Origin of the sequence: Bacillus nitratireducens (assembly GCF_036320425.1) — a bacterium.
GTDB classification, from domain to species: domain Bacteria; phylum Bacillota; class Bacilli; order Bacillales; family Bacillaceae_G; genus Bacillus_A; species Bacillus_A nitratireducens.
Genome location: NZ_JAUMJO010000012.1, coordinates 30,393 through 49,948, shown reverse-complemented (window position 1 = coordinate 49,948; position 19,556 = coordinate 30,393). Strand labels below are relative to the sequence as shown.

Genomic DNA, 19,556 nt, shown 5'->3' with positions numbered 1-19,556 from the left:
AAAAGGCGAACGAATTTACTCGTTCACCTTTTAGCTCGCTTTAAAGCCACCACCAAGTACATCACGTACATCGTGAATAACAACGAAAGCATCTTCATCTACTCGGCTAATAACTTGCTTTAACTTAACAAGCTCTTGTTTATTAATAACAATATATAATACTTCTTTATTTTTACCAGTATATCCGCCGCGCCCCTCTAATACAGTGACACCGCGCGTCATGTTTTTCGTAATAGTTTCACGTATTAAATCCGGTTGATTTGAAATGATTGTAACAGCTGTTTTTGTATCCATTCCTTCTACAATGAAATCAATTACTTTCGCTCCGATAAATACAGCAACGAGTGTATACATTGCCTTTTCTTGCCCTATTATAAATACAGAACCGGCAATTACAATGATATCAATAATAAGTACGCCTTTACCAACACTCCAACCTAAGTATTGATTTGCTAACTGCGCTAAAATTGCCGACCCTCCTGATGTACCTCCAGCTTTGAACATACACCCTAATCCGATACCTACAAATAAGCCAGCGAATAGAGCCGCTAATAACGTATCACTATTTACATGATACTCAATATGTTCCGTAACATATAAAAACAAGGATGTTTCTACAATCCCTAAAATTGTATAAACCATCGTTTTCTTATCAAAAAATTTATAACCAACAGCCAGTAAAATTGCATTTATAGCAAAATTGACAATCCCTGGCGACCAACCAAATAAATAATACGTAACAACCGTTACACCAATAATGCCACCTTCTGATAAACGGTTTGGAATTGCAAAATAATTAATACCGATTGCGAATAACAATGAACCAATTGTAATTAATGTTATCTCTTTTATACGTTGATTAACCATAGTTCATACCTCCCCCCATTTGACATTGTATCACTATCTCCTAGAGGTTTAGAAGTTGTTTTTATTCCGCATTTTTCCTCACAAAGACCAAGATATTATGTTTAAACAAAGGGGTGATTAATTATTCATATTCGCTCTAACTGTACGGACAAATCGCTCCACATTACCTTTCTGAATATACTTAGCTGTTACCGTTTCCTGATTACAAGTAAACACTAATTGCGGATGAAAATTTATGTCATCTATATGCAAATACGAATACACTTCAAATGTTGATGGATAGTACGGAATTTCTCCATAAAAGAGGAGACGTCTAGTAGTAGCAACGAAAATCCCATGCCGATATGATAAGGTAAAATCATCTTTCTCAAATATCCCTATCACAAATGCTAAAATTTGTTCATCATCCTCTACATACCTTTTCATACTTAATAAAAGTTCACTCATACATATCCCTCCAAATTCTATTCATTGCTTTAACACTTGAAAAGAATCCATGGATTATTACAGACCGGTGTAACTCTTTTATAAAGTATGAAATGCGTTTCCTGTCAAAGACATTTCAAAAAATAATCCGTTATGTGATTATACACATAACGGATTATCGCTAAACTGTAGAGCGTTCCACAAGTTTATACGGAATTTCCATCTTTTCTTGTTTAGAACCCTCATCACTTACTTGCCTGTAAAACATTTCAAAAGCCGTCTTACCTATTCCCTTTAAATTTTGGTCAATAGTTGTCAGTTGTAAAACTTGAGAAATCGGTTGATTATCAAAACCAATAATCGCTAAATCCTCCGGAACTTTAATACCTAGTTTATTAACTTCTGTCATGATCCCAATAGCGACCTCATCTCCTGCCACTATTAACGCTTCTGGCGGATTCTCCATCTCCTTAAATTGATGCGCAACTCTTACACCATCTTCTAATGTAAAGCATTCTGTGAAAATCCAATCTTCCATCACTTCTTCATCTATTAATTGTAGCTGTTGTTTATACGCATCAAAACGTTTCTTACTACTTGGTCCTAACTTTCTTCCCGTACAATATCCAATCTTCTTATAACCTTTTTCAATAAGGTAACTCATCCCTAATTGAAAGGCATTAAAGTGATCTGTATATACACTCGATATACTTTCAATATCATTATCCTCACAAGCAATAACCGCCCCATACGCTGCATAAGGCTCTATAATTTCCCACTCATTCGCACGAGAACAAATGATCAAACCATCTAGTTGCTTTGTTTTCAACATATGTAAACTTTTCATTTCTTCTTTTTTATTGTAATTCGTTTGACAAAGAAGCACCCTGTAATTATGAGCTAACGCAACGTCCATCATTCCACCCACCATTGCATCAAAACACGGATGATTAATATAAGGTAAAATCACACCAACAATATTCGTCTTCCCTTTTGATAAATGAACAGCATTTGCATTTTGTGAGTAATTCAATTTCTCAACTATTTCTAAAACAACTTTCCTTTTTTCTTCACTTACATATGGATGATCATTTAATACCCTCGAAACAGTCGTAACTGAAACCCCAGCCATCTTTGCAATATCTTTAATATTAGCCATACACTCACCTCTACTTTTAACTTAATAAATCACATGAACATATGTCAAATCTTCTCATCATGACACCTTCATTCGTTTTTCTTACAAAAGTGTAATTTTCCTGTAAGCTAATTCGATAGTGACTCTCCGCTATATTTCATACAATTAAGTCAGAAACAGAGCAACAACCATTCGAAAAGGAGCGGATCTAATATGATGAACAAAATGAAATCAAACAATTTCTTAAACACAATGGGCATGGTATTATCTGCTCTTATCGATGCAAAAGCTGTTGCCTCTACATTAAACAAGTAAGGAGAATATATTATGAACAACATCACTTTTAACAAATTAGATTTTTTAGGACTTGCTAGCGGCTCGGTTCTTCTTACTGCTTTCATTTACGCTGCTACGCTTGTGTAACTTTGTGTCCCCTTTCCCCTTTATCCCGCTTTAACGGGCAGTACGACTCCCACCTCAGAATTCGGCGAATGCGAGGAAGTTAGGCGGGAGATCAACTGCCTGTAAAATCCCGATTGGTGAGGGCTAATAATCAGTGGGGATGAACAAAACCCCCACTGATTAAAGTTTCACTTTATATAAATAGTAATAGAAAAGACGACCGTCTATGCTCGGTCGTCTTTTCTTACTTTTGATTTGATTGAAGAGCTTCCTTTAGTTCTTCAAACTTTTCATTTAATTGATCTGTCATCATTTTCATAGCCGTTTTTCGATCTATTTGTTCTTCAGCATCAATTTGAATTGGGTCTCCAAAAACTAATTGCGCTTTTTTTCCTTTTATCAATTCTTTTACACTTGATGGACCAACATAAGCTGCTGGTATTAATGGAACGTTAGAACGCATTGCAATCGTAACAGCCCCAGCTTTTAATGAAACATCTTCTGATGATCTCGTTCCACTCGGGAAAATACCTACTACTTTTCCCTCTTTTAATAAACGAGATGGAATTTTCAATGTGCTTGGCCCTGGATTCGCACGGTCTACAGGGAATGCATTTACATTTTTAAAAAACCAATTTTTAAATTTCCCTTCAAACAATTCCTTTTTTGCCATGTAATGAATTTGGGTTGGGTACATTCCTGCCGCTAACATTAAAACATCCATAAAACTTGTATGTGTACACGCAACAACGTAAGGGCCATCTTCCGGTAATTTCTCTCTCCCTTGCACTTCTACCTTCCCAGCCATTTTAAATATATATTTCAACGAAAATGTAATTGGTTTATACATTTGTTTCGTTCCTTTCTGAATATCCGAAGTATAATCATTTTCTTACAATGATTATAACACTAAGTTTTAGGAGTTGGTAATAAAAATAAGTATTTATTGTTAAATTTCAATTCTTACAAAAGTGTAAGTTTATTGTAAGCTAATTCGATAGTGACCCCCTCCACTATCTTATACAATTAAGTCAGAAAGTAACAACAACCATTCGAAAAGGAGCGGATCTATATGATGAACAAAATGAAATCAAACAATTTCTTACATACAATGAGCATGGTATTATCCGCTCTTATCGATGCAAAAACTGTTGCTTCTACATTAAACAAGTAAGGAGAATTTATAATGAATAACCTGACTTTTAACAAATTAGATTTTTTAGGACTAGCTAGCGGATCAATTCTTCTTACTGCTTTTATTTATGCCGCAACGCTTGTATAACTTTGTGTCCCCTTTCCCCTTTATATAGAAAAAGACGACCGTCTATGCCCGGTCGTCTTTTTAATTTTTTCTTTCCTTCAATTCTCTTAAAAGCTGTATCAATTCAGCTTGTTGTTTTATATTCTTACGACCGTTTCGATTAATTGCCGCAAGCTCGCAGGCAACTCCAGCAGCAAAGAAAAACAATAAACTTTCTAACATATAAAATCCTCCAGTTGCCTATTAAACAGCTTGGCGCAATTGCTTTTCTTGCAACATTTGTTTATTTGCATTTTCTTCTTTTCTCTGACAAACATTATTACGAATAAGCGCTGCAATAACAAATAATGTTCCTACAATATCAAATGTTGTTATTTTATACCCTTGCATCATCATAATAACTAAAGTAGTAATTGGCACAAAGTTAATAAATAAAATACCATTAATGGATGATAAGATTTTCACACCGTAGTTCCAAGCAAGTAGTGCTACGATACCTGGTAATGTCATCATAAATAACAAATCATACTTCACAATAGAAATCGTTTCCATACTTGGAACAGATACATATCCAAGCACTGTAATGACTACAGTTATCATCCCTGTGACAGTTGTACCCAATACACACGTCAAAGTAGAATAGCGTAATGTTGACCAATCGCTACACGTTTGACCACCCATCGTATAAATTACCCATCCTACAACACCAACAAATATAAATGCTAGCGAAAACATGTTATCTTTCAATGTTAAAAAGAAACTCATATCACCTTTCGTAATAACAAATATAGCCCCTACAAACGCGATAATCATGCTCGTTATCATATACTTCTTCGGCTTTATATTTTTATATCCCCATAAAATACAAATTGAAATCATCGGCATCAGCGCCTCCATAATAGAAGCTACCATTACACCTGATTTCCCCATTAACATTTGTCCTAGAAAAATTAATACATTATATACGGTAAACGCCATTGTTCCAAAAAAGACGAGTAACTTTCCTCTTCCCTCTAAGCGAAATGCCTTCTTACCTTCTTTCATTAGCAACAATACAATCAATACGATCGCCACCGCTCCGTAGCGAATAAGTGAAAAATAAAATGGATCTATGTATTCTAACGCATGATCAGCAACCGGGAACATTGCTCCCCATGACATACTTGCAATTAAACATGCTAAAGCCCCTATTATCATTTGACCTCTTCTCACCATAATCCCCCCGCTTCTTTCTATTTGCACAAAGAGAATTGTAAAAGAAAAAATATATCACGTAAAATGATTCAAAATGATGTTAACTATCACTTATAATGATAGTTAACATCAAGGAGGATCGTACTATGGAATTAAGAGACTTACAAATCTTCCAGAGCGTTGCCGACCAAGGTAGTGTAAGTGGCGCAGCAAAGGAATTAAATTACGTACAATCAAATGTAACCGCACGTATTAAACAATTAGAAAACGAGCTAAAAACACCGCTCTTTTACCGTCATAAACGAGGCATGACTTTAACGGCTGAAGGAAGAAAAATGCTCGTTTATGTTCATAAAATTTTGCAAGATGTTGAAGAGCTAAAACAAGTGTTTTTAGATAGCGAAACACCATCTGGTATATTAAAAATTGGTACAGTCGAAACAGTAAGCACATTGCCTACCATTTTGTCTTCTTACTATAAGAGCTATCCGAATGTCGATTTATCATTACAAGCTGGTCTAACAGAAGAACTTATTAGAAAAGTAATCGATCACCAATTAGATGGTGCATTCATATCAGGTCCTATTAAACATCCATTAATTGAACAATACGATGTTAGTACCGAAAAATTAATGCTTGTTACACAAAATAAAGCTTTTCATATAGAAGAATTCACTACGACGCCCCTACTCGTTTTTAATCAAGGATGTGGATACCGTTCAAAATTAGAACGATGGCTTAAAGATGAAGGTTTGCTGCCAAAAAGAATTATGGAATTTAATATATTAGAAACAATACTAAACAGTGTTGCACTTGGCCTTGGAATTACACTCGTACCACAGTCTGCTGTCCACCATCTTTCTAAAGCTGGTAAGGTACATTGTCATGCAATCCCTGAAAAATATGGTAGTATTTCAACGGTTTTCATACGCCGTAAAGATAGCTATATGACGAATTCAATGCGTAGCTTTTTAAAAACAATTGAAGAGCATCATCATATCAATATGCTTTGAAGGACATTCTTACACGAATGTCTTTTTTTCTTACAAAAGTGTAAGTCTTCCGTAAGCTAATTCGATAGTTGCAGGCGACCATATTTCCTATAATTAAGACATAAAGCAGGGCAACAACAATTCGAAAAGGAGCGGATACGCATGATGAACAAAATGAAATCAAACAAATTTTTAAATACAATGGGCATGGTGCTATCCGCACTTGTCGATGCAAAAGCAGTTGCAACTACATTAAACAAATAAGGAGAGATTATTATGAACATCATTACATTTAACAAATCAGACTTTATCGGACTTGCAAGTGGAGCAACTCTTCTTACAGCTTTCATTTACACACTTGCTCAAAGTCTCGTTTAACACTTTGCTTCCCCAAACCCCTTTATATATAGAAAAAGCTGCTCGTCTTATAGACAAGCAGCTTTTTAGTTTGTTTCATATATAATTTGACCTGTTTTCGTCATATCGTATCCGCCAATTGCTTTTAATTCATTATGAAATTCTTCCGATTGCAGAATGTCTTTCATAAACTCAATAAGCTCTTCATTTTCTTTATTCTTCAAAATTACTAAATCATACTGTTCTTTCATTATTGGAATAAAGTCTACATTTACAATTTGCGAAAACTTTTCTGACCCTACTCCAACATCAGCTTTTCCATTCGCAACTTGCGAAGCAACACCAAGGTGATTCGATTCTTCCCATTCATAACCGCTAATATCTTCTTTATTTATTTTTCGAATTCGCAATTGCTCATCCACTAATACCCTAATACCGGAACCCTTTTCTCGATTTATAAATCGTATAGATGACTGAGATAAATCAGCCCATGTTTTTATATTTTTTGGATTCCCTTTTTGCACATAAAACCCTACATTTCTTGATAATAAATTAATCATAATACATGGTTGTCCAACTAAAATACGTTTTACGTAAGGAACATTATACGTACCCGTTTCCCCATCGAACAAATGCAGGCTAACGACACTTCCTTCTCCTTGGTACAGCTTCACTAAACTCGTTAAACTACCTTGATACGCTCTTAATATATTAGAATTTGGCATACGATTTTCTATATGTTTTGCCAACATATCTAACGTTAGTTCTTGCCCGCTAATAATACATGTATTCGAGGTACTATTACCATCGTTCTTTACAGGAACAACTTGCACCTTACCAGTTTTCATTTGCTTTATATATTGTTCTAAATCCGCTGCATCAATGCGCATCTGTCTACCAACTCTATAAGAAGGCAGTTCTCCTTTTTTAATTAAGTCGTATACAGTTAGTTTTGATACTTTTAATCGCTTTGCTACTTCTTCCGTTGTGTAGGAATGATGATCCATAGACGATTCCTCACTTTCTTCTTTCATTGTAACAAAGAAAAGAATATTTCTCCTATTTTTTCAAAATAGCTATATGTTCAAATTATATTCAATTATAACTAGTTATAATTAGTTATATTTAGTTATAATTAAATGTGTCAAAATGAAAGGGGACTTTTTTATGAACAAATTTACATTACGATCCATTGGGGCACTTATACTTTCTTTTCTTCTTATATTTAGTGCTGCATGTACAAGCGGAGAAAAGAAAGAGAAATCAACTGCTAAAGAAGGAAAAACAGTAGAACTTACTATATCCGCTGCTGCAAGCTTACAAGATGCACTAAAAGAAATTGAAACAAAATATAAAGAAAAAGAACCTAATATTAAACTTTCTTTTAACTTCGGTGCTTCTGGTGCACTTCAACAACAAATTGAACAAGGTGCGCCTGCTGATTTATTCTTCTCAGCAGCAGAAGATAAATTTCAAACTCTTGTTAAAAAAGGATTCATTGATGAAAAAGAAGGGAAAAATCTTCTTGGGAATGAACTCGTTCTAGTTGTCCCAAAAGATAGTTCTCTTACAAAATTCCAAGATTTAAAAGATGAAAAAATCAAGAAAATTGCACTTGGTACACCTGAATCCGTACCTGCGGGAAAATACGCAAAGGCTTCTCTCACACATGAAAATATTTGGAATGACATTCAAAATAAAGTCGTATTTACAAAAGACGTTCGCCAAGTGTTAACATATGTAGAAACAGGCAATGTCGATGCTGGTATCGTATACAAAACGGATGCTCTTATTTCAGACAAAATAAAGATTGGTGAGACAGCAGCAGCTACCTCTCATGAGCCAATTCACTATCCTTTAGGTGTTATAAAAGAATCTAAGCACAAGAAAGAGGCGACTTCATTTTATGAGTATTTGCAGTCAAAAGATGCACAATCTATCTTTAAAAAATATGGATTTACAGTCCTATCATAATTGCCATGAGCTTTGATGCTATTTTGTCACCAATCTTTCTATCTTTACGAGTAGCTGCATGCGCCACCATTATCGTTACAATTTTAGGGACGATTATCGGGCGAGCGCTAGCACGCTCCTCATGGAGATATAAAGTAATACTAGAAACTATTTTCTTATTACCAATGGTACTTCCGCCAACTGTAATCGGCTTTTTTCTCATTATCATTTTTGGAAATAATAGTCCCATTGGAATGTGGATAGAATCATTATTTCAGCAGTCTATTATGTTTACATCCACTGCTGCTATCATTGCTTCTACAGTCGTTGCATTTCCACTCATGTACCAATCAGCAAAAACAGGATTTTCTATTGCAAATGTACAAATTGAAGAAAGTGCTCGTGACCTTGGTGCGAGTGAATATCAAGTTTTCCTGCACGTTACACTCCCACTTGCATTTCCTGCCTTACTAAGCGGAATGATTTTGAGCTTTGTTCGTGCGCTCGGTGAGTTTGGTGCTACACTCATGTTTGCTGGGAACATTCCTGGTAAAACACAGACTATCCCAACTGCAATTTATATGGCGATTGATGCAAGTAATATGCAACTCGCCTGGACACTTGTAGTTATTACTATTAGTATGTCACTCCTATTTCTGCTATGTATTCAGCTTATTAATAAAAGAATTACTAACTCTTAAAGCAGCTTTTTTCGAAGCTGCTTCTTTATTTCTCAGGAAATAAAATATACCGTCGGGAAATAACTGAATTTTACCCCTTATTAAAATATACATTTTATTTGAATTCACTTTCTAAAATAGGCAATTTCCTGTTATTATATGGAGGTGTTTCAAAAAATGAAGAAATGAAAACGCATTTATATCGTAAGTTCTTCATCCTGTTTTAGCGATCGGTAATCTTCTACTCTATTAGTGGGGCATTACCGATCGTTAGAACGATATGTAATTATATTGGTATAGAAAACCGAAGGGAGTCTTGTAATGGACATTTTATTAGCGCTTCTTCCTGCAATCGCATGGGGAAACATCTTATTAGTAAGCGTAAAAATGGGCGGTGGTGCATATAGCCAAACGGTAGGTATGACAATCGGTGCTCTATTCTTCGCAACAGTTATGTATGTATTTACTCAACCAGTTTTAACAATGACAGTCTTAATTGTTGGTTTTATTTCAGGTTTATTCTGGGCTTTAGGACAAGTAAACCAATTAAAAACAGTTGAAAAATTAGGTGTTTCAACTACTGTAACGATTTCTACTGGTATGCAACTTGTTGCAACTTCTATCTTTGGGGTTATCGCTTTCCGTGAGTGGACTACAACAACAACGATTGTTCTGGGAACGATTGCAATCCTATTAATCGTAGTTGGTGTTGTATTCACATCACTAGACGACAAAGAAAATGCACAGCCACCAGGACAATTGAAAAAAGGACTTCTTACTTTAATTGTTTCTACTTTCGGCTACCTTGTATATGTAATTATTATTCGTTGGTATAATATCGATGGTTGGTCTGCTATTTTACCACAAGCAGTTGGTATGTTTGTTGGTGCGGTTGTACTGACATCTAAACATAAACCATTTAACAAATATGCAATGCGTAATGCTTTATCTGGTTTACTATGGGGAACTGGAAACTTATTCTTACTTCTTTCATTACCACGTGTCGGAGTAGCAACAAGCTTCCCATTATCTCAAACTGGAATCGTTATCTCAACATTCGGTGCGATTGTATTCTTAGGTGAAAAGAAAACAAAACGTCAATTGATCTTTATTGCACTAGGTAGTGTTTTAATTATCGGTGGCGCTGTATTGCTTGGTATGACGAAAGCATAAGCTTATATTCTATTAATAAACCCCTGAAGTATATGTGCTTCAGGGGTTTTTCTCTTCCAATTGTTTTCTAAATATAATTATTTACATGCACTTGTTTTTTATAGTTGTTCTTCCACTCTAGCAAACCAGCTACACATATAAAGAGATTAATAACAGCTAATATTAGCATGACGTATAAACCTGTGGAAATATAAATCACAATGCTAACCACGTTATACAAAATCCATAAATACCAGTTTTCTAAAATTTTTCGACTTAGCATAAATTGAGCTACTAATCCTAGTACAGCATTTAAAGCGTCTAAATATGGACTAGTTGATTCTAAATAACGGATTTGATAATAGCCCCAACCAATCCAAGCAACTAACATAAAGATTATATAAATAGTCCACCCTTTTACACCTAAACGAACTGTTGCTTTTACCTCTTCCTCCCCACTACGTGCAATCCAATAATACCAACCATATACATTAAATATAAATTGAAAGGCTGCCAATACTGCCATTGCATATAAACCTTGCGTGATGAAAATATACAGAAATACCGCAACCGTAATCATGCCAAACAAAAAGTTAGATACCCTTTCCCTCGCTAATAACCAAACATTAATAATCCCCATAACCGATGCAAAAATTTCAATATAACTCGATTGAATATAAAATCCAACCAATACGCAAATAATACTAGAAATGAGTAAAAAAAGTGGACTTCTGACCATGATCATCTCTCCCCAGATGTATAATAAATTCCCTATCACCAGTATAAGGAATAGCTCTTCCCTTTACCATGAATTTCCTCCTTCTCATTATCCATTCCATCTACGGTAAGTCTTTTCTTTTTACAAATTTCTCTTAAAAATGGTATCGTTTTTTATAACATATCTCCACTGGAAAGGAATAAAGGATATGCTAACTAAACATCGAATTCTATTTATTGGCGCTGGTCGTATGGCAGAAGCTATATTTTCCGGATTACTTAAAACAAGCAAAGAATACATCGAAGAAATTATTGTTTCTAACCGAAGCAACGTAGAAAAGCTAGAACAATTACAAGGGCGATATAATGTGTCTACTGCAACAGATTGGAAGCAGCATGTTACATCTGTTGATACGATTGTTTTAGCAATGCCGCCCTCTGCACATGAAGAATTATTAGCAGAGTTATCTCCGTTACTATCGAATCAACTTGTCGTAACGGTAGCTGCTGGCATTGGCCCATCTTATTTAGAAGAAAGACTTCCCAGGGGAACACCTGTTGCTTGGATCATGCCAAATACAGCTGCTGAAATTGGAAAGTCTATCTCCTTATATACAATGGGACGATCAGTAAACGAGATGCATCAAGAAACCCTGCAACTGCTTTTAAGAGGCATTGGTACTTCGCAACTTTGCACCGAGGAAGAAGTTCATCAGCTTACTGCAGTTACTGGAAGTGCACCAGCCTTCCTTTATTACTTTGCTGAAAGCTTAATTGAAGCAACAAAAAGTTATGGAGTCGATGAAGCAACTGCCAAACACCTTGTCATTCAAATGATTTCTGGCTCTGCTTCTATGCTTGAACAAACACAAGATCCAGCTAACCTCCGCGAACAAGTAACAACACCAGGCGGTTCCACAGCTGAAGGTCTCAAAGCTTTATATGAATATAATTTTTCAGAGGCAATTCAAAAGGCAGTAGAAGCAACAAACAAAAAAGCTAGGGGGAATTAATATGACTTTAACAAGTTTAAACGACTACACAACATTACATAACGGCGTAAAAATGCCTTGGTTCGGTTTAGGTGTTTTTAAAGTAGAAGACGGATCAGAAGTAATTGATTCTGTAAAAGCAGCTATTAAAAATGGATACCGTAGTATCGATACAGCTGCCATATATAAAAATGAAGAAGGCGTTGGACAAGCAATCCGTGAATCAGGTATTCCACGTGAAGAATTATTTATCACATCAAAAGTATGGAATAGTGATCAAGGTTACGAATCAACATTACAAGCATTTGAAACTACATTAGAAAAATTAGGTCTAGAATATTTAGATTTATATTTAGTACATTGGCCTGTAAAAGGAAAATACACTGAATCATGGAAAGCTTTAGAGCAACTTTATAAAGATGGTCGTGTACGCGCTATTGGTGTGAGTAATTTCCATATTCACCATTTGCAAGACGTATTTGAAATTGCTGAAATTAAGCCTATGGTTAACCAAGTGGAATACCATCCACGTTTAGCACAAGAAGAATTGCACACTTTCTGTAAAGAGCATGGTATTCAGCTTGAAGCTTGGTCACCATTAATGCAAGGACAACTACTAGATCACCCAACATTACAAGAAATTGCTACAAAATATAATAAATCGACTGCACAAGTGATTCTACGCTGGGATCTACAAAATGAAGTTGTAACGATTCCTAAATCAATTAAAGAACACCGCATCATTGAAAATGCGAACATCTTTGATTTTGAATTAAGCTCGGATGATATGAAAGCAATTCAAGCTTTAAATGAAAATCACCGCGTTGGTCCAGATCCGGATAACTTTAACTTCTAATAAGGAAACCACTGCCATATGCAGTGGTTTCTTTATTTTTAATAAAACTGAAAATTTAAACTATATTCCATTTGATTGACACTTCATTATCTAAGGTGTAAGATTTTGAATTATCAAAGAAACACAAAAATTAATAAAATTTATTCGTTTACTCATTGTATCAAGAGAGGTGGAGGGACTGGCCCTTTGAAACCTCGGCAACAGGTTCATTTTGAATACTGTGCCACTTCCTGCAAGCTTTGTGCTTGAAAGATAGAATGAGGGACTTCGTTTATATACGGGTGCATAACTTGTACGTAAAAATCCCTCTTTCTCAATACGAAAAGAGGGATTTTTTATTTTTCATTTCCCTCATCATCATCCAAACTTAATTATTTAGGAGGAAAATCAAATGAAAAAGAAGTTTGTACCCGGTATTGCATCAGTTGTAGGAGTAAGTATTTTATTAACTGGTTGCGGTAGTTATAAAAACGAAGCAAGCGGAGCAAATGCAAAAGACGAGGCGCCTAGTAAGCAGGTTTTAAACTTATCTTCACCTACTGAAATACGAACAATGGATACAGCTCGTGCTACAGATACTGATTCTGGTCAAGTAATGAGAAACGTATTTGAAGGTTTGTATAATCTTGGTGAAGGTAACAAACCTGTCCCTGGTGTTGCAAAATCTCATGAAGTAAGTGGCGATAAAACGAAATACACATTCCACCTGCGAGATTCAAAATGGTCAAACGGCACTCCTGTTACAGCGAAAGACTTTGTCTTTGCTTGGCAAAGAGCTGTCGATCCAGCGACAGCCTCTGAATACGCATTTCTATTCTTTGATATTAAAAATGCAACAAAAATTAACAACAAAGAACTTCCAGCCGATCAACTTGGTGTAAAAGCAATTGATGCCCATACGTTTGAGGTAGAATTAGAACGTCCTGTTCCGTACTTTATTAGCTTAACAGCGTTCCCAACATTTCTACCAATTAACGAGGAATTCTTTAAAGCACAAGGTGATAAGTACGCTTTAGAAGATAATACAATCTTGTACAACGGAGCTTTTACACTAAGCGATTGGAAGCACGAACAAAGCTTTAAATTCAAGAAAAACCCTACCTATTGGGATAAAGATACTGTCAAACTGGAAGAAATCAATTTTAACGTCGTAAAAGAAAAATCTACAGAAGTAAATTTATTCGAGTCAAAACAATTAGATCGTATCAAACTAACATCTGACTTCGTTGATAAATATAAAAAGGATGCTAACTTTAAAGAACGTCCAAACGTAGGGGTACAGTTTTTACGTATGAATCAACAAAACAAAGTACTTCAAAACGTTTCTGCACGCCAAGCAATTGCTCAAACAATTGATCGAAAATCCTTTGTAAATACGTTATTAAATGACGGCTCTACACCAACCTTGAGTCTCGTGCCGAAAAACTTTGCAAAAGGGCCTGATGGAAAAGACTTCCGTACTGCAAACGGCGATTTAACAAAAGTTGATACAACATCTGCACAAGAATTATGGAAAAAAGCAAAAAAAGAACTTGGTTCTGAAAAGATAACATTAGAATTATTAACAAGTGATGGTGACCTTGAGAAGAAAACTGGTGAGTTCCTAAAAGGACAACTAGAAAAGAATTTAGATGGCTTAACAGTAAATATAAAACCGCAACCACGTAAACAACAAGTTTCACTTTTATTAAAAGGTGACTACGAGATTGGAATTGACGGTTGGAGCCCTGACTTTGCGGATCCAATTACATTCCTTGAGTTATTTACAACGAATAACCCTTACAACTTAGACCATTACTCTAATAAGGAATTCGATGAAACAATAGCAAAAGTGAAAACAACTTTAGCTGGTGATGAAAAAGCTCGCTGGGACGCATTACTAGCATCCGAGAAAATATTATTTAAAGACTCTGTTATCGCTCCTCTTTACCAAAAAGGCGAATCTTATTTAGAACGTTCTTATGTGAAAGGAATTGTACAAGTAGACTTTGCAGGCCAATTAAACTTCAAGTGGGCAAAAATTGAAAAATAAAGTGAAACTTTAATCAGTGGTTTTTTCTTCATCCCCACTGATTATTAGCCCGTACCAATTGTTTTTTTAGCAAAACATATTAAAAGCAGGTTCCCCAATACGAGGAAATCTGCTTTTTTAATATATTATTCTAAGAAATTAACAATCTATTTTTATTATTGACATATAGTTCTTTCCAGTGTTAATATTCTAAATAATCAAAGAAACAAAATATTTAACCATCAAAATATAATGTCTACAAAGTTGAAACATATAACGCCAGATTATAGTTCAACATGTATATACATATAGAACACCTGATTACCTATATACACATATTTAGAATAGGTTTTCTCTTCTTCTATAGCTACACTTCAAGACATGGACATTATGACGTTACGAACAACACATTTAGGGAGGAAAGAACAATGAAGAAAAAAGTTGTACCTGTTGTTGCATCTGTTTTAGGGGCAAGTCTACTACTAACTGCTTGCGGGGGAAATAAAGATAATGCAGGCGGAGCAAAAGCGAACGATAAAGCACCTGATAAACAAGCGATTAACTTATCATTTGCTTCAGAAATTCCAACAATGGATGTTGCAAAAGCAACGGATGGGGAATCCATGAACGTAATGCGAAATGTTTTCGAAGGTTTATATGCAATGGGAGAAGATAATAAACCGATTCCTGGTGTTGCTGAGTCGGTTGACGTAAGTCCCGATAAAACAAAATATACATTCCACCTGCGTGATTCAAAATGGTCAAACGGTACTCCTGTAACAGCAAAAGACTTTGTCTTCGCTTGGCAACGTGCCGTAAACCCTGAAACAGCAGCTGAATATGCATTCTTATTCTTCGATATACAGAATGCAAAACAAATAAACCAAAAACAATTACCAGTTGATCAATTAGGCATCAAAGCTCTTGATGACAAAACTTTAGAAGTACAACTAGATCGTCCTGTTCCCTACTTCTTAAGCTTAACGACATTCTCAACATTCTTACCAATTAATGAAGACTATTTAAAATCTCAAGGCGATAAATACGGTTTAGAAACAAATCATTTAATTTACAATGGTGCTTTCACATTAGATAACTGGAAACACGAACAAAGCTTCCAATTGAAGAAGAATCCTAACTATTGGGATGCTAAAACTGTAAAATTAGAAGAAATCAACTTCAATGTCGTTAAAGATAAGTCTACAGAAGTTAACTTATATGATTCAGGACAAATTGACCGTGTTGCTTTAACTGCGGAGTTTGTTGATAAATATAAAGGTGATCCAAACTTCAAGGAACGCGCTGAAGTCGGCATTCAATTCTTACGACTAAATCAGAAAAATACAGTATTAAAAAATCAACATGCACGCCTTGCTATTAACGGTGCAATGAATAAAAAAGCGTACGTAGAAACAATTTTAAATAACGGTGCAATCCCAGCAGAAGGAATGGTTCCTGCGAAATTCGCAAAAAGTCCAGACGGTAATGACTTCCGTAAAGAAAACGGAAATCTAGTCAAAGATGATGTGAAAACAGCGAAAGAAAACTGGAAAAAAGCAAAGCAAGAACTTGGTACTGACAAAGTAACAATTGAACTATTAACAAGCGATAATGCTCTAGCTAAAAAGACTGGCGAATATTTAAAAGGTGAACTAGAAAAGAACCTAGATGGATTAACAGTGAATTTAAAACCACAACCACGTAAACAACAGTTGAAACTACTATTAAGTGGTGATTATGAAATTGGAATTGATGGCTGGGGCCCTGACTTCGCTGATCCAATTACATTCTTAGATTTATTTACAACAGATAGTGCTTATAACTTCGATAAATACTCTAACAAAGAGTACGATGAGCTCATTCATAAAGTGAAAACAGATTTAGCTGGTGATGAAAAGGCTCGCTTTGAAGCAATGAAGCAAGCTGAAAAAATCCTATTACAAGATGGTGCTGTCGCTCCTTTATACCAACAAGGTCGCTCTTATCTACAACGCGGATTCATTAAAGGACTTGTAACAACTGACTTCGGCGGTGAGTTTAACTACAAATGGACAGAAGTTGCAAAATAATAAGTACTAATAAAAAAGGTATCCTTCGTGGGATACCTTTTTTACTTTACACTTCTTTAACTACAGAGCTTCTTCCCTTTACCATTCCTTTTATAGACAAAGTAATCAATGCTACCAATTGTGTAATTAATATAATTAATAATGAAATAGTATTTTTCTCTAAACCAGCTCCGCCAAATATTATTGTGTAATAACCATTTGCTGCATATGTTGCGGGAAATAATTCGCCGATTGTTTGAAATGCCTATATACATACCATTTTTTTCAATTTAATTAATACATAAGCATGTGTCCCCCTTAAGTAAATAATTCATTTGGTTTATACATAATTACATGAAATTAGGAAAAACTTGTATAGAAAGAAGTTACATAAGGAGGAATTTATAATGAGAATTTTACTATCAGCTTTATTAGCACTTATGCTAGTACCTGCATTAACAGGATGTAAAGCTCCTGCAAAAGAAGATACAACTTCTAATAAGAAAACGACTGAAGAAGCAAAAAAAGAGGCTCCTGCAGATTTAAAACTAAACTTTAATGAATTTGATTTAAAAGCAGACTATCAAGATACGAAGAAAGACTACGAAGCTGATTATAAAAATGTAGCAGCCGATAAAAAAATGGAAGCAAAGGTTGAAGACCATAAAGCAGATGTAAAATTAACAGGCGACGAGGCTATTACAAAATTAAGCCCACTTCTACAAGAATTAAAATTTGATAAAGATACTCCTGACCAAGAAGTAATTGATCAAGTAGTAAACGTGTTCAAACTTGATAAAGACTACCAAAAATTCGATTTAGAAGTTGTCTTCTCTGATGGAACGAAAAAAGAATATAAAAGAGAAATAAAATAAAGAAGTAGGCGATTGCCTACTTCTTTATTTTTGCATATCTTAGTTCTGGACTAGACCCAATAATGAATTGGACGCCAGATACTGATGATTTTTGTAAATACGAAGCACTTGGGAAAATAATTGGGATTAATGGTGTATCATCAAACATAATATCTTCTGCTTTATGCAATAAGTCAAAACGCTTATCTTCGTTTTGTTCAACTTCTGCTTCTTTGATTAATGCATCAAATTCTTTATTATGCCATTTTGCATAGTTGTTTGGACCATCACCTGCATATAAATCTAGTTTAGTAATCGGATCCAATAGAGAGCCGCCCCATCCCATATAAGCTAATTGGAAATCACTTTGCTTATATGTGTCGATGTAACTCTTCCACTCTTTATTTTCTAATTTAATATCTACACCAAGATTTTTCTTAAACATTTCTTGCATTGCTTCTGCTACTTTTTTATGTTGTGTATCTGTAGTGAATTTTAATGTTACTTCAGGTAATGTAGACCAACCTTGCTCTTTCATGCCCTCTTCTAATAATTTTTTCGCTTCTGCTGAATCGAATTTTACGTAATCGCCTTTTTCTTTACGGAAATCACGACCACCTTGTGTTTTTGCTCCTTCTGGAACGAATGCATATGCTTCTTGTGCGTTATTTTTATACAGTTTTTCAACGATAAACTTACGATCAACTGCTAATGAAAATGCTTTACGTACTTTTGCATTTGTAAACGGCTCTTTTTCTACATTAAACGAATAAATATAAGATGAAAATCCTGCAACACGCTTATATTCTTTGTTCCCTTTTTCTTTTTCAATCATCTCTTGTGGTAAACCACTTAGTAAATCTAATTCTTTTGACTTGTACAATTGGTACGCTGTTTTAGAATCTGGAATAATACGAAACTCAATTTCTTTTAATGTTACCTTTTTATCATAGTATTCTTTATTTTTTTGTACTGTAATAGCTTGGTTATGCTTCCATTCTTTTAATGTGAATGGTCCGTTTGTAATTAACTCTTTTGGATCTGTTTTTAATTTATTATTATCATCAATTGATTTTTTAGATAATGGAATAAATAATGAACTTGCTAATTTTTGTTTAATAGAAGCAACTGGGTGTTCAAGTGTTACCTTTAATGTTTGAGGTTCAACAACTTGAATACCAACTTGTCCTTCTTCACCTTTTCCAGTATTATATGCCTCTGCACCTTTAATAAAATACATTTCTGTCGCATTCATAGAACCTGTTTTCGGGTTTAATAATCGCTTCCATGCGAACTCAAAATCACTTGCTGTAATAGGAGAACCATCTGACCATTTAATATCTTTCTTCAAATGAATTGTATATTCAGTTCCATCAGCATTTACTTCTTCTTTCTCTGCCAATTCATTTTGATATTTCCCATCACTATCTTGCGTATATAAACTTGAAAACAACTGTCCAATTATGTAACCCGACGTGCTATCTGTCGCAATGGCAGAATCAAGCGTATAAGGATCACTGCTAATATTCGTTACTAATCGATCTCCCTCTCCCTTACCAGCGCTCGCCTTTTGCGTCTCTTTCTTACCGCAAGCGACAGAAGTAATTGCTAATACGGTCATAATGACAAATAATAAAAACTTCTTCATTTTACATT

21 protein-coding genes and 1 riboswitch are annotated in these 19,556 nt (G+C 34.9%); of the genes, 12 read left to right on the top strand and 9 right to left on the bottom strand.

Translation table 11 applies throughout. The features are described 5' to 3' along the window. Window positions 1-30 precede the first annotated feature (30 nt). The 3 genes from Q3V31_RS27865 to Q3V31_RS27855 form a co-directional block, all read right to left on the bottom strand. On the bottom strand, window positions 31-867 hold the full coding sequence (locus Q3V31_RS27865; protein ID WP_000248057.1) for a YitT family protein: 837 nt from the start codon (window positions 865-867) through the stop codon (window positions 31-33). A gap of 117 nt (window positions 868-984) precedes the next feature. Continuing rightward, window positions 985-1,314, bottom strand: coding sequence for a PH domain-containing protein (locus Q3V31_RS27860; RefSeq protein WP_001292580.1), 330 nt, complete (start codon window positions 1,312-1,314; stop codon window positions 985-987). Between the two features lie 160 nt (window positions 1,315-1,474). Further along, window positions 1,475-2,452 (bottom strand): LacI family DNA-binding transcriptional regulator, encoded by a 978-nt coding sequence (locus tag Q3V31_RS27855; protein ID WP_001273926.1) that lies wholly within the window; start codon window positions 2,450-2,452, stop codon window positions 1,475-1,477. A 306-nt stretch (window positions 2,453-2,758) separates the two neighbouring features. Here Q3V31_RS27855 and Q3V31_RS27850 point away from each other — a divergent pair, with 306 nt between their 5' ends. Then, window positions 2,759-2,854 (top strand): DUF3948 family protein, encoded by a 96-nt coding sequence (locus Q3V31_RS27850; RefSeq protein WP_001060010.1) that lies wholly within the window; start codon window positions 2,759-2,761, stop codon window positions 2,852-2,854. A gap of 223 nt (window positions 2,855-3,077) precedes the next feature. Here Q3V31_RS27850 and Q3V31_RS27845 read toward each other — a convergent pair whose 3' ends face one another. Further along, the gene (locus Q3V31_RS27845; protein WP_000277793.1) at window positions 3,078-3,683 is read right to left on the bottom strand and encodes a lysophospholipid acyltransferase family protein; all 606 of its coding nucleotides are present in this window, start codon (window positions 3,681-3,683) and stop codon (window positions 3,078-3,080) included. A 336-nt stretch (window positions 3,684-4,019) separates the two neighbouring features. Here Q3V31_RS27845 and Q3V31_RS27840 point away from each other — a divergent pair, with 336 nt between their 5' ends. Continuing rightward, a complete protein-coding gene (locus Q3V31_RS27840; RefSeq protein WP_001061781.1) occupies window positions 4,020-4,115 on the top strand; it encodes a DUF3948 family protein in 96 nt (31 codons plus the stop codon). A 60-nt stretch (window positions 4,116-4,175) separates the two neighbouring features. Here Q3V31_RS27840 and Q3V31_RS27835 read toward each other — a convergent pair whose 3' ends face one another. Together Q3V31_RS27835 and Q3V31_RS27830 are read right to left on the bottom strand one after the other, a co-directional pair. Beyond that, the gene (locus tag Q3V31_RS27835; protein ID WP_000894059.1) at window positions 4,176-4,316 is read right to left on the bottom strand and encodes a YrzO family protein; all 141 of its coding nucleotides are present in this window, start codon (window positions 4,314-4,316) and stop codon (window positions 4,176-4,178) included. A gap of 21 nt (window positions 4,317-4,337) precedes the next feature. Continuing rightward, window positions 4,338-5,306: a DMT family transporter gene (locus tag Q3V31_RS27830; RefSeq protein WP_016128214.1), complete on the bottom strand. Its 969-nt coding sequence runs from the start codon at window positions 5,304-5,306 to the stop codon at window positions 4,338-4,340. 128 nt (window positions 5,307-5,434) lie between these two features. Here Q3V31_RS27830 and Q3V31_RS27825 point away from each other — a divergent pair, with 128 nt between their 5' ends. Together Q3V31_RS27825 and Q3V31_RS27820 are read left to right on the top strand one after the other, a co-directional pair. Then, entirely contained in the window at window positions 5,435-6,301 is an 867-nt protein-coding gene (locus tag Q3V31_RS27825) for a LysR family transcriptional regulator (RefSeq protein ID WP_000423047.1), read from the top strand. 255 nt (window positions 6,302-6,556) lie between these two features. Further along, window positions 6,557-6,658: a DUF3948 family protein gene (locus tag Q3V31_RS27820; protein ID WP_001021632.1), complete on the top strand. Its 102-nt coding sequence runs from the start codon at window positions 6,557-6,559 to the stop codon at window positions 6,656-6,658. Between the two features lie 65 nt (window positions 6,659-6,723). Here Q3V31_RS27820 and Q3V31_RS27815 read toward each other — a convergent pair whose 3' ends face one another. Then, window positions 6,724-7,671, bottom strand: a complete 948-nt coding sequence (locus Q3V31_RS27815) for a helix-turn-helix transcriptional regulator (RefSeq protein ID WP_000657119.1) — start codon at window positions 7,669-7,671, stop codon at window positions 6,724-6,726. Window positions 7,672-7,804: 133 nt separating this feature from the next. Here Q3V31_RS27815 and modA point away from each other — a divergent pair, with 133 nt between their 5' ends. The 3 genes from modA to Q3V31_RS27800 all read left to right on the top strand — a co-directional run bounded on the left by modA (window position 7,805) and on the right by Q3V31_RS27800 (window position 10,443). Then, on the top strand, window positions 7,805-8,611 hold the full coding sequence (gene modA, locus Q3V31_RS27810; protein WP_016128212.1) for a molybdate ABC transporter substrate-binding protein: 807 nt from the start codon (window positions 7,805-7,807) through the stop codon (window positions 8,609-8,611). A gap of 5 nt (window positions 8,612-8,616) precedes the next feature. Further along, window positions 8,617-9,291: a molybdate ABC transporter permease subunit gene (modB, locus tag Q3V31_RS27805; protein ID WP_002070208.1), complete on the top strand. Its 675-nt coding sequence runs from the start codon at window positions 8,617-8,619 to the stop codon at window positions 9,289-9,291. A gap of 300 nt (window positions 9,292-9,591) precedes the next feature. Beyond that, window positions 9,592-10,443, top strand: a complete 852-nt coding sequence (locus Q3V31_RS27800) for a GRP family sugar transporter (protein WP_000353556.1) — start codon at window positions 9,592-9,594, stop codon at window positions 10,441-10,443. Between the two features lie 67 nt (window positions 10,444-10,510). Here the strand turns inward: Q3V31_RS27800 and pnuC are convergent, their stop codons facing one another. Beyond that, window positions 10,511-11,161, bottom strand: a complete 651-nt coding sequence (gene pnuC, locus Q3V31_RS27795) for a nicotinamide riboside transporter PnuC (protein WP_000252473.1) — start codon at window positions 11,159-11,161, stop codon at window positions 10,511-10,513. A gap of 187 nt (window positions 11,162-11,348) precedes the next feature. On the opposite strand from pnuC, the gene proC reads away from it, so the two are divergent. The 5 genes from proC to Q3V31_RS27765 all read left to right on the top strand — a co-directional run bounded on the left by proC (window position 11,349) and on the right by Q3V31_RS27765 (window position 17,921). After that, window positions 11,349-12,152 carry a pyrroline-5-carboxylate reductase gene (proC, locus tag Q3V31_RS27790; RefSeq protein ID WP_016128210.1) on the top strand — a complete coding sequence of 268 codons (804 nt, stop codon included), beginning with the start codon at window positions 11,349-11,351 and terminating at the stop codon, window positions 12,150-12,152. 1 nt (window position 12,153) lies between these two features. After that, window positions 12,154-12,987: an aldo/keto reductase gene (locus Q3V31_RS27785; protein ID WP_000176914.1), complete on the top strand. Its 834-nt coding sequence runs from the start codon at window positions 12,154-12,156 to the stop codon at window positions 12,985-12,987. Between the two features lie 154 nt (window positions 12,988-13,141). Beyond that, a riboswitch (SAM riboswitch) is annotated at window positions 13,142-13,246 on the top strand. Between the two features lie 132 nt (window positions 13,247-13,378). Beyond that, complete coding sequence (locus tag Q3V31_RS27780; RefSeq protein ID WP_016128209.1) at window positions 13,379-15,019, top strand: peptide ABC transporter substrate-binding protein; 1,641 nt, start codon at window positions 13,379-13,381, stop codon at window positions 15,017-15,019. A gap of 407 nt (window positions 15,020-15,426) precedes the next feature. Next, window positions 15,427-17,067, top strand: a complete 1,641-nt coding sequence (locus Q3V31_RS27775; RefSeq protein WP_016128208.1) for a peptide ABC transporter substrate-binding protein — start codon at window positions 15,427-15,429, stop codon at window positions 17,065-17,067. Window positions 17,068-17,453: 386 nt separating this feature from the next. Beyond that, window positions 17,454-17,921: a YusW family protein gene (locus Q3V31_RS27765; protein WP_001221528.1), complete on the top strand. Its 468-nt coding sequence runs from the start codon at window positions 17,454-17,456 to the stop codon at window positions 17,919-17,921. Window positions 17,922-17,937: 16 nt separating this feature from the next. On the opposite strand, the gene Q3V31_RS27760 is transcribed toward Q3V31_RS27765, so the two are convergent. Further along, entirely contained in the window at window positions 17,938-19,548 is a 1,611-nt protein-coding gene (locus tag Q3V31_RS27760) for a peptide ABC transporter substrate-binding protein (RefSeq protein ID WP_000714124.1), read from the bottom strand. Between the last annotated feature and the right edge of the window lie 8 nt (window positions 19,549-19,556).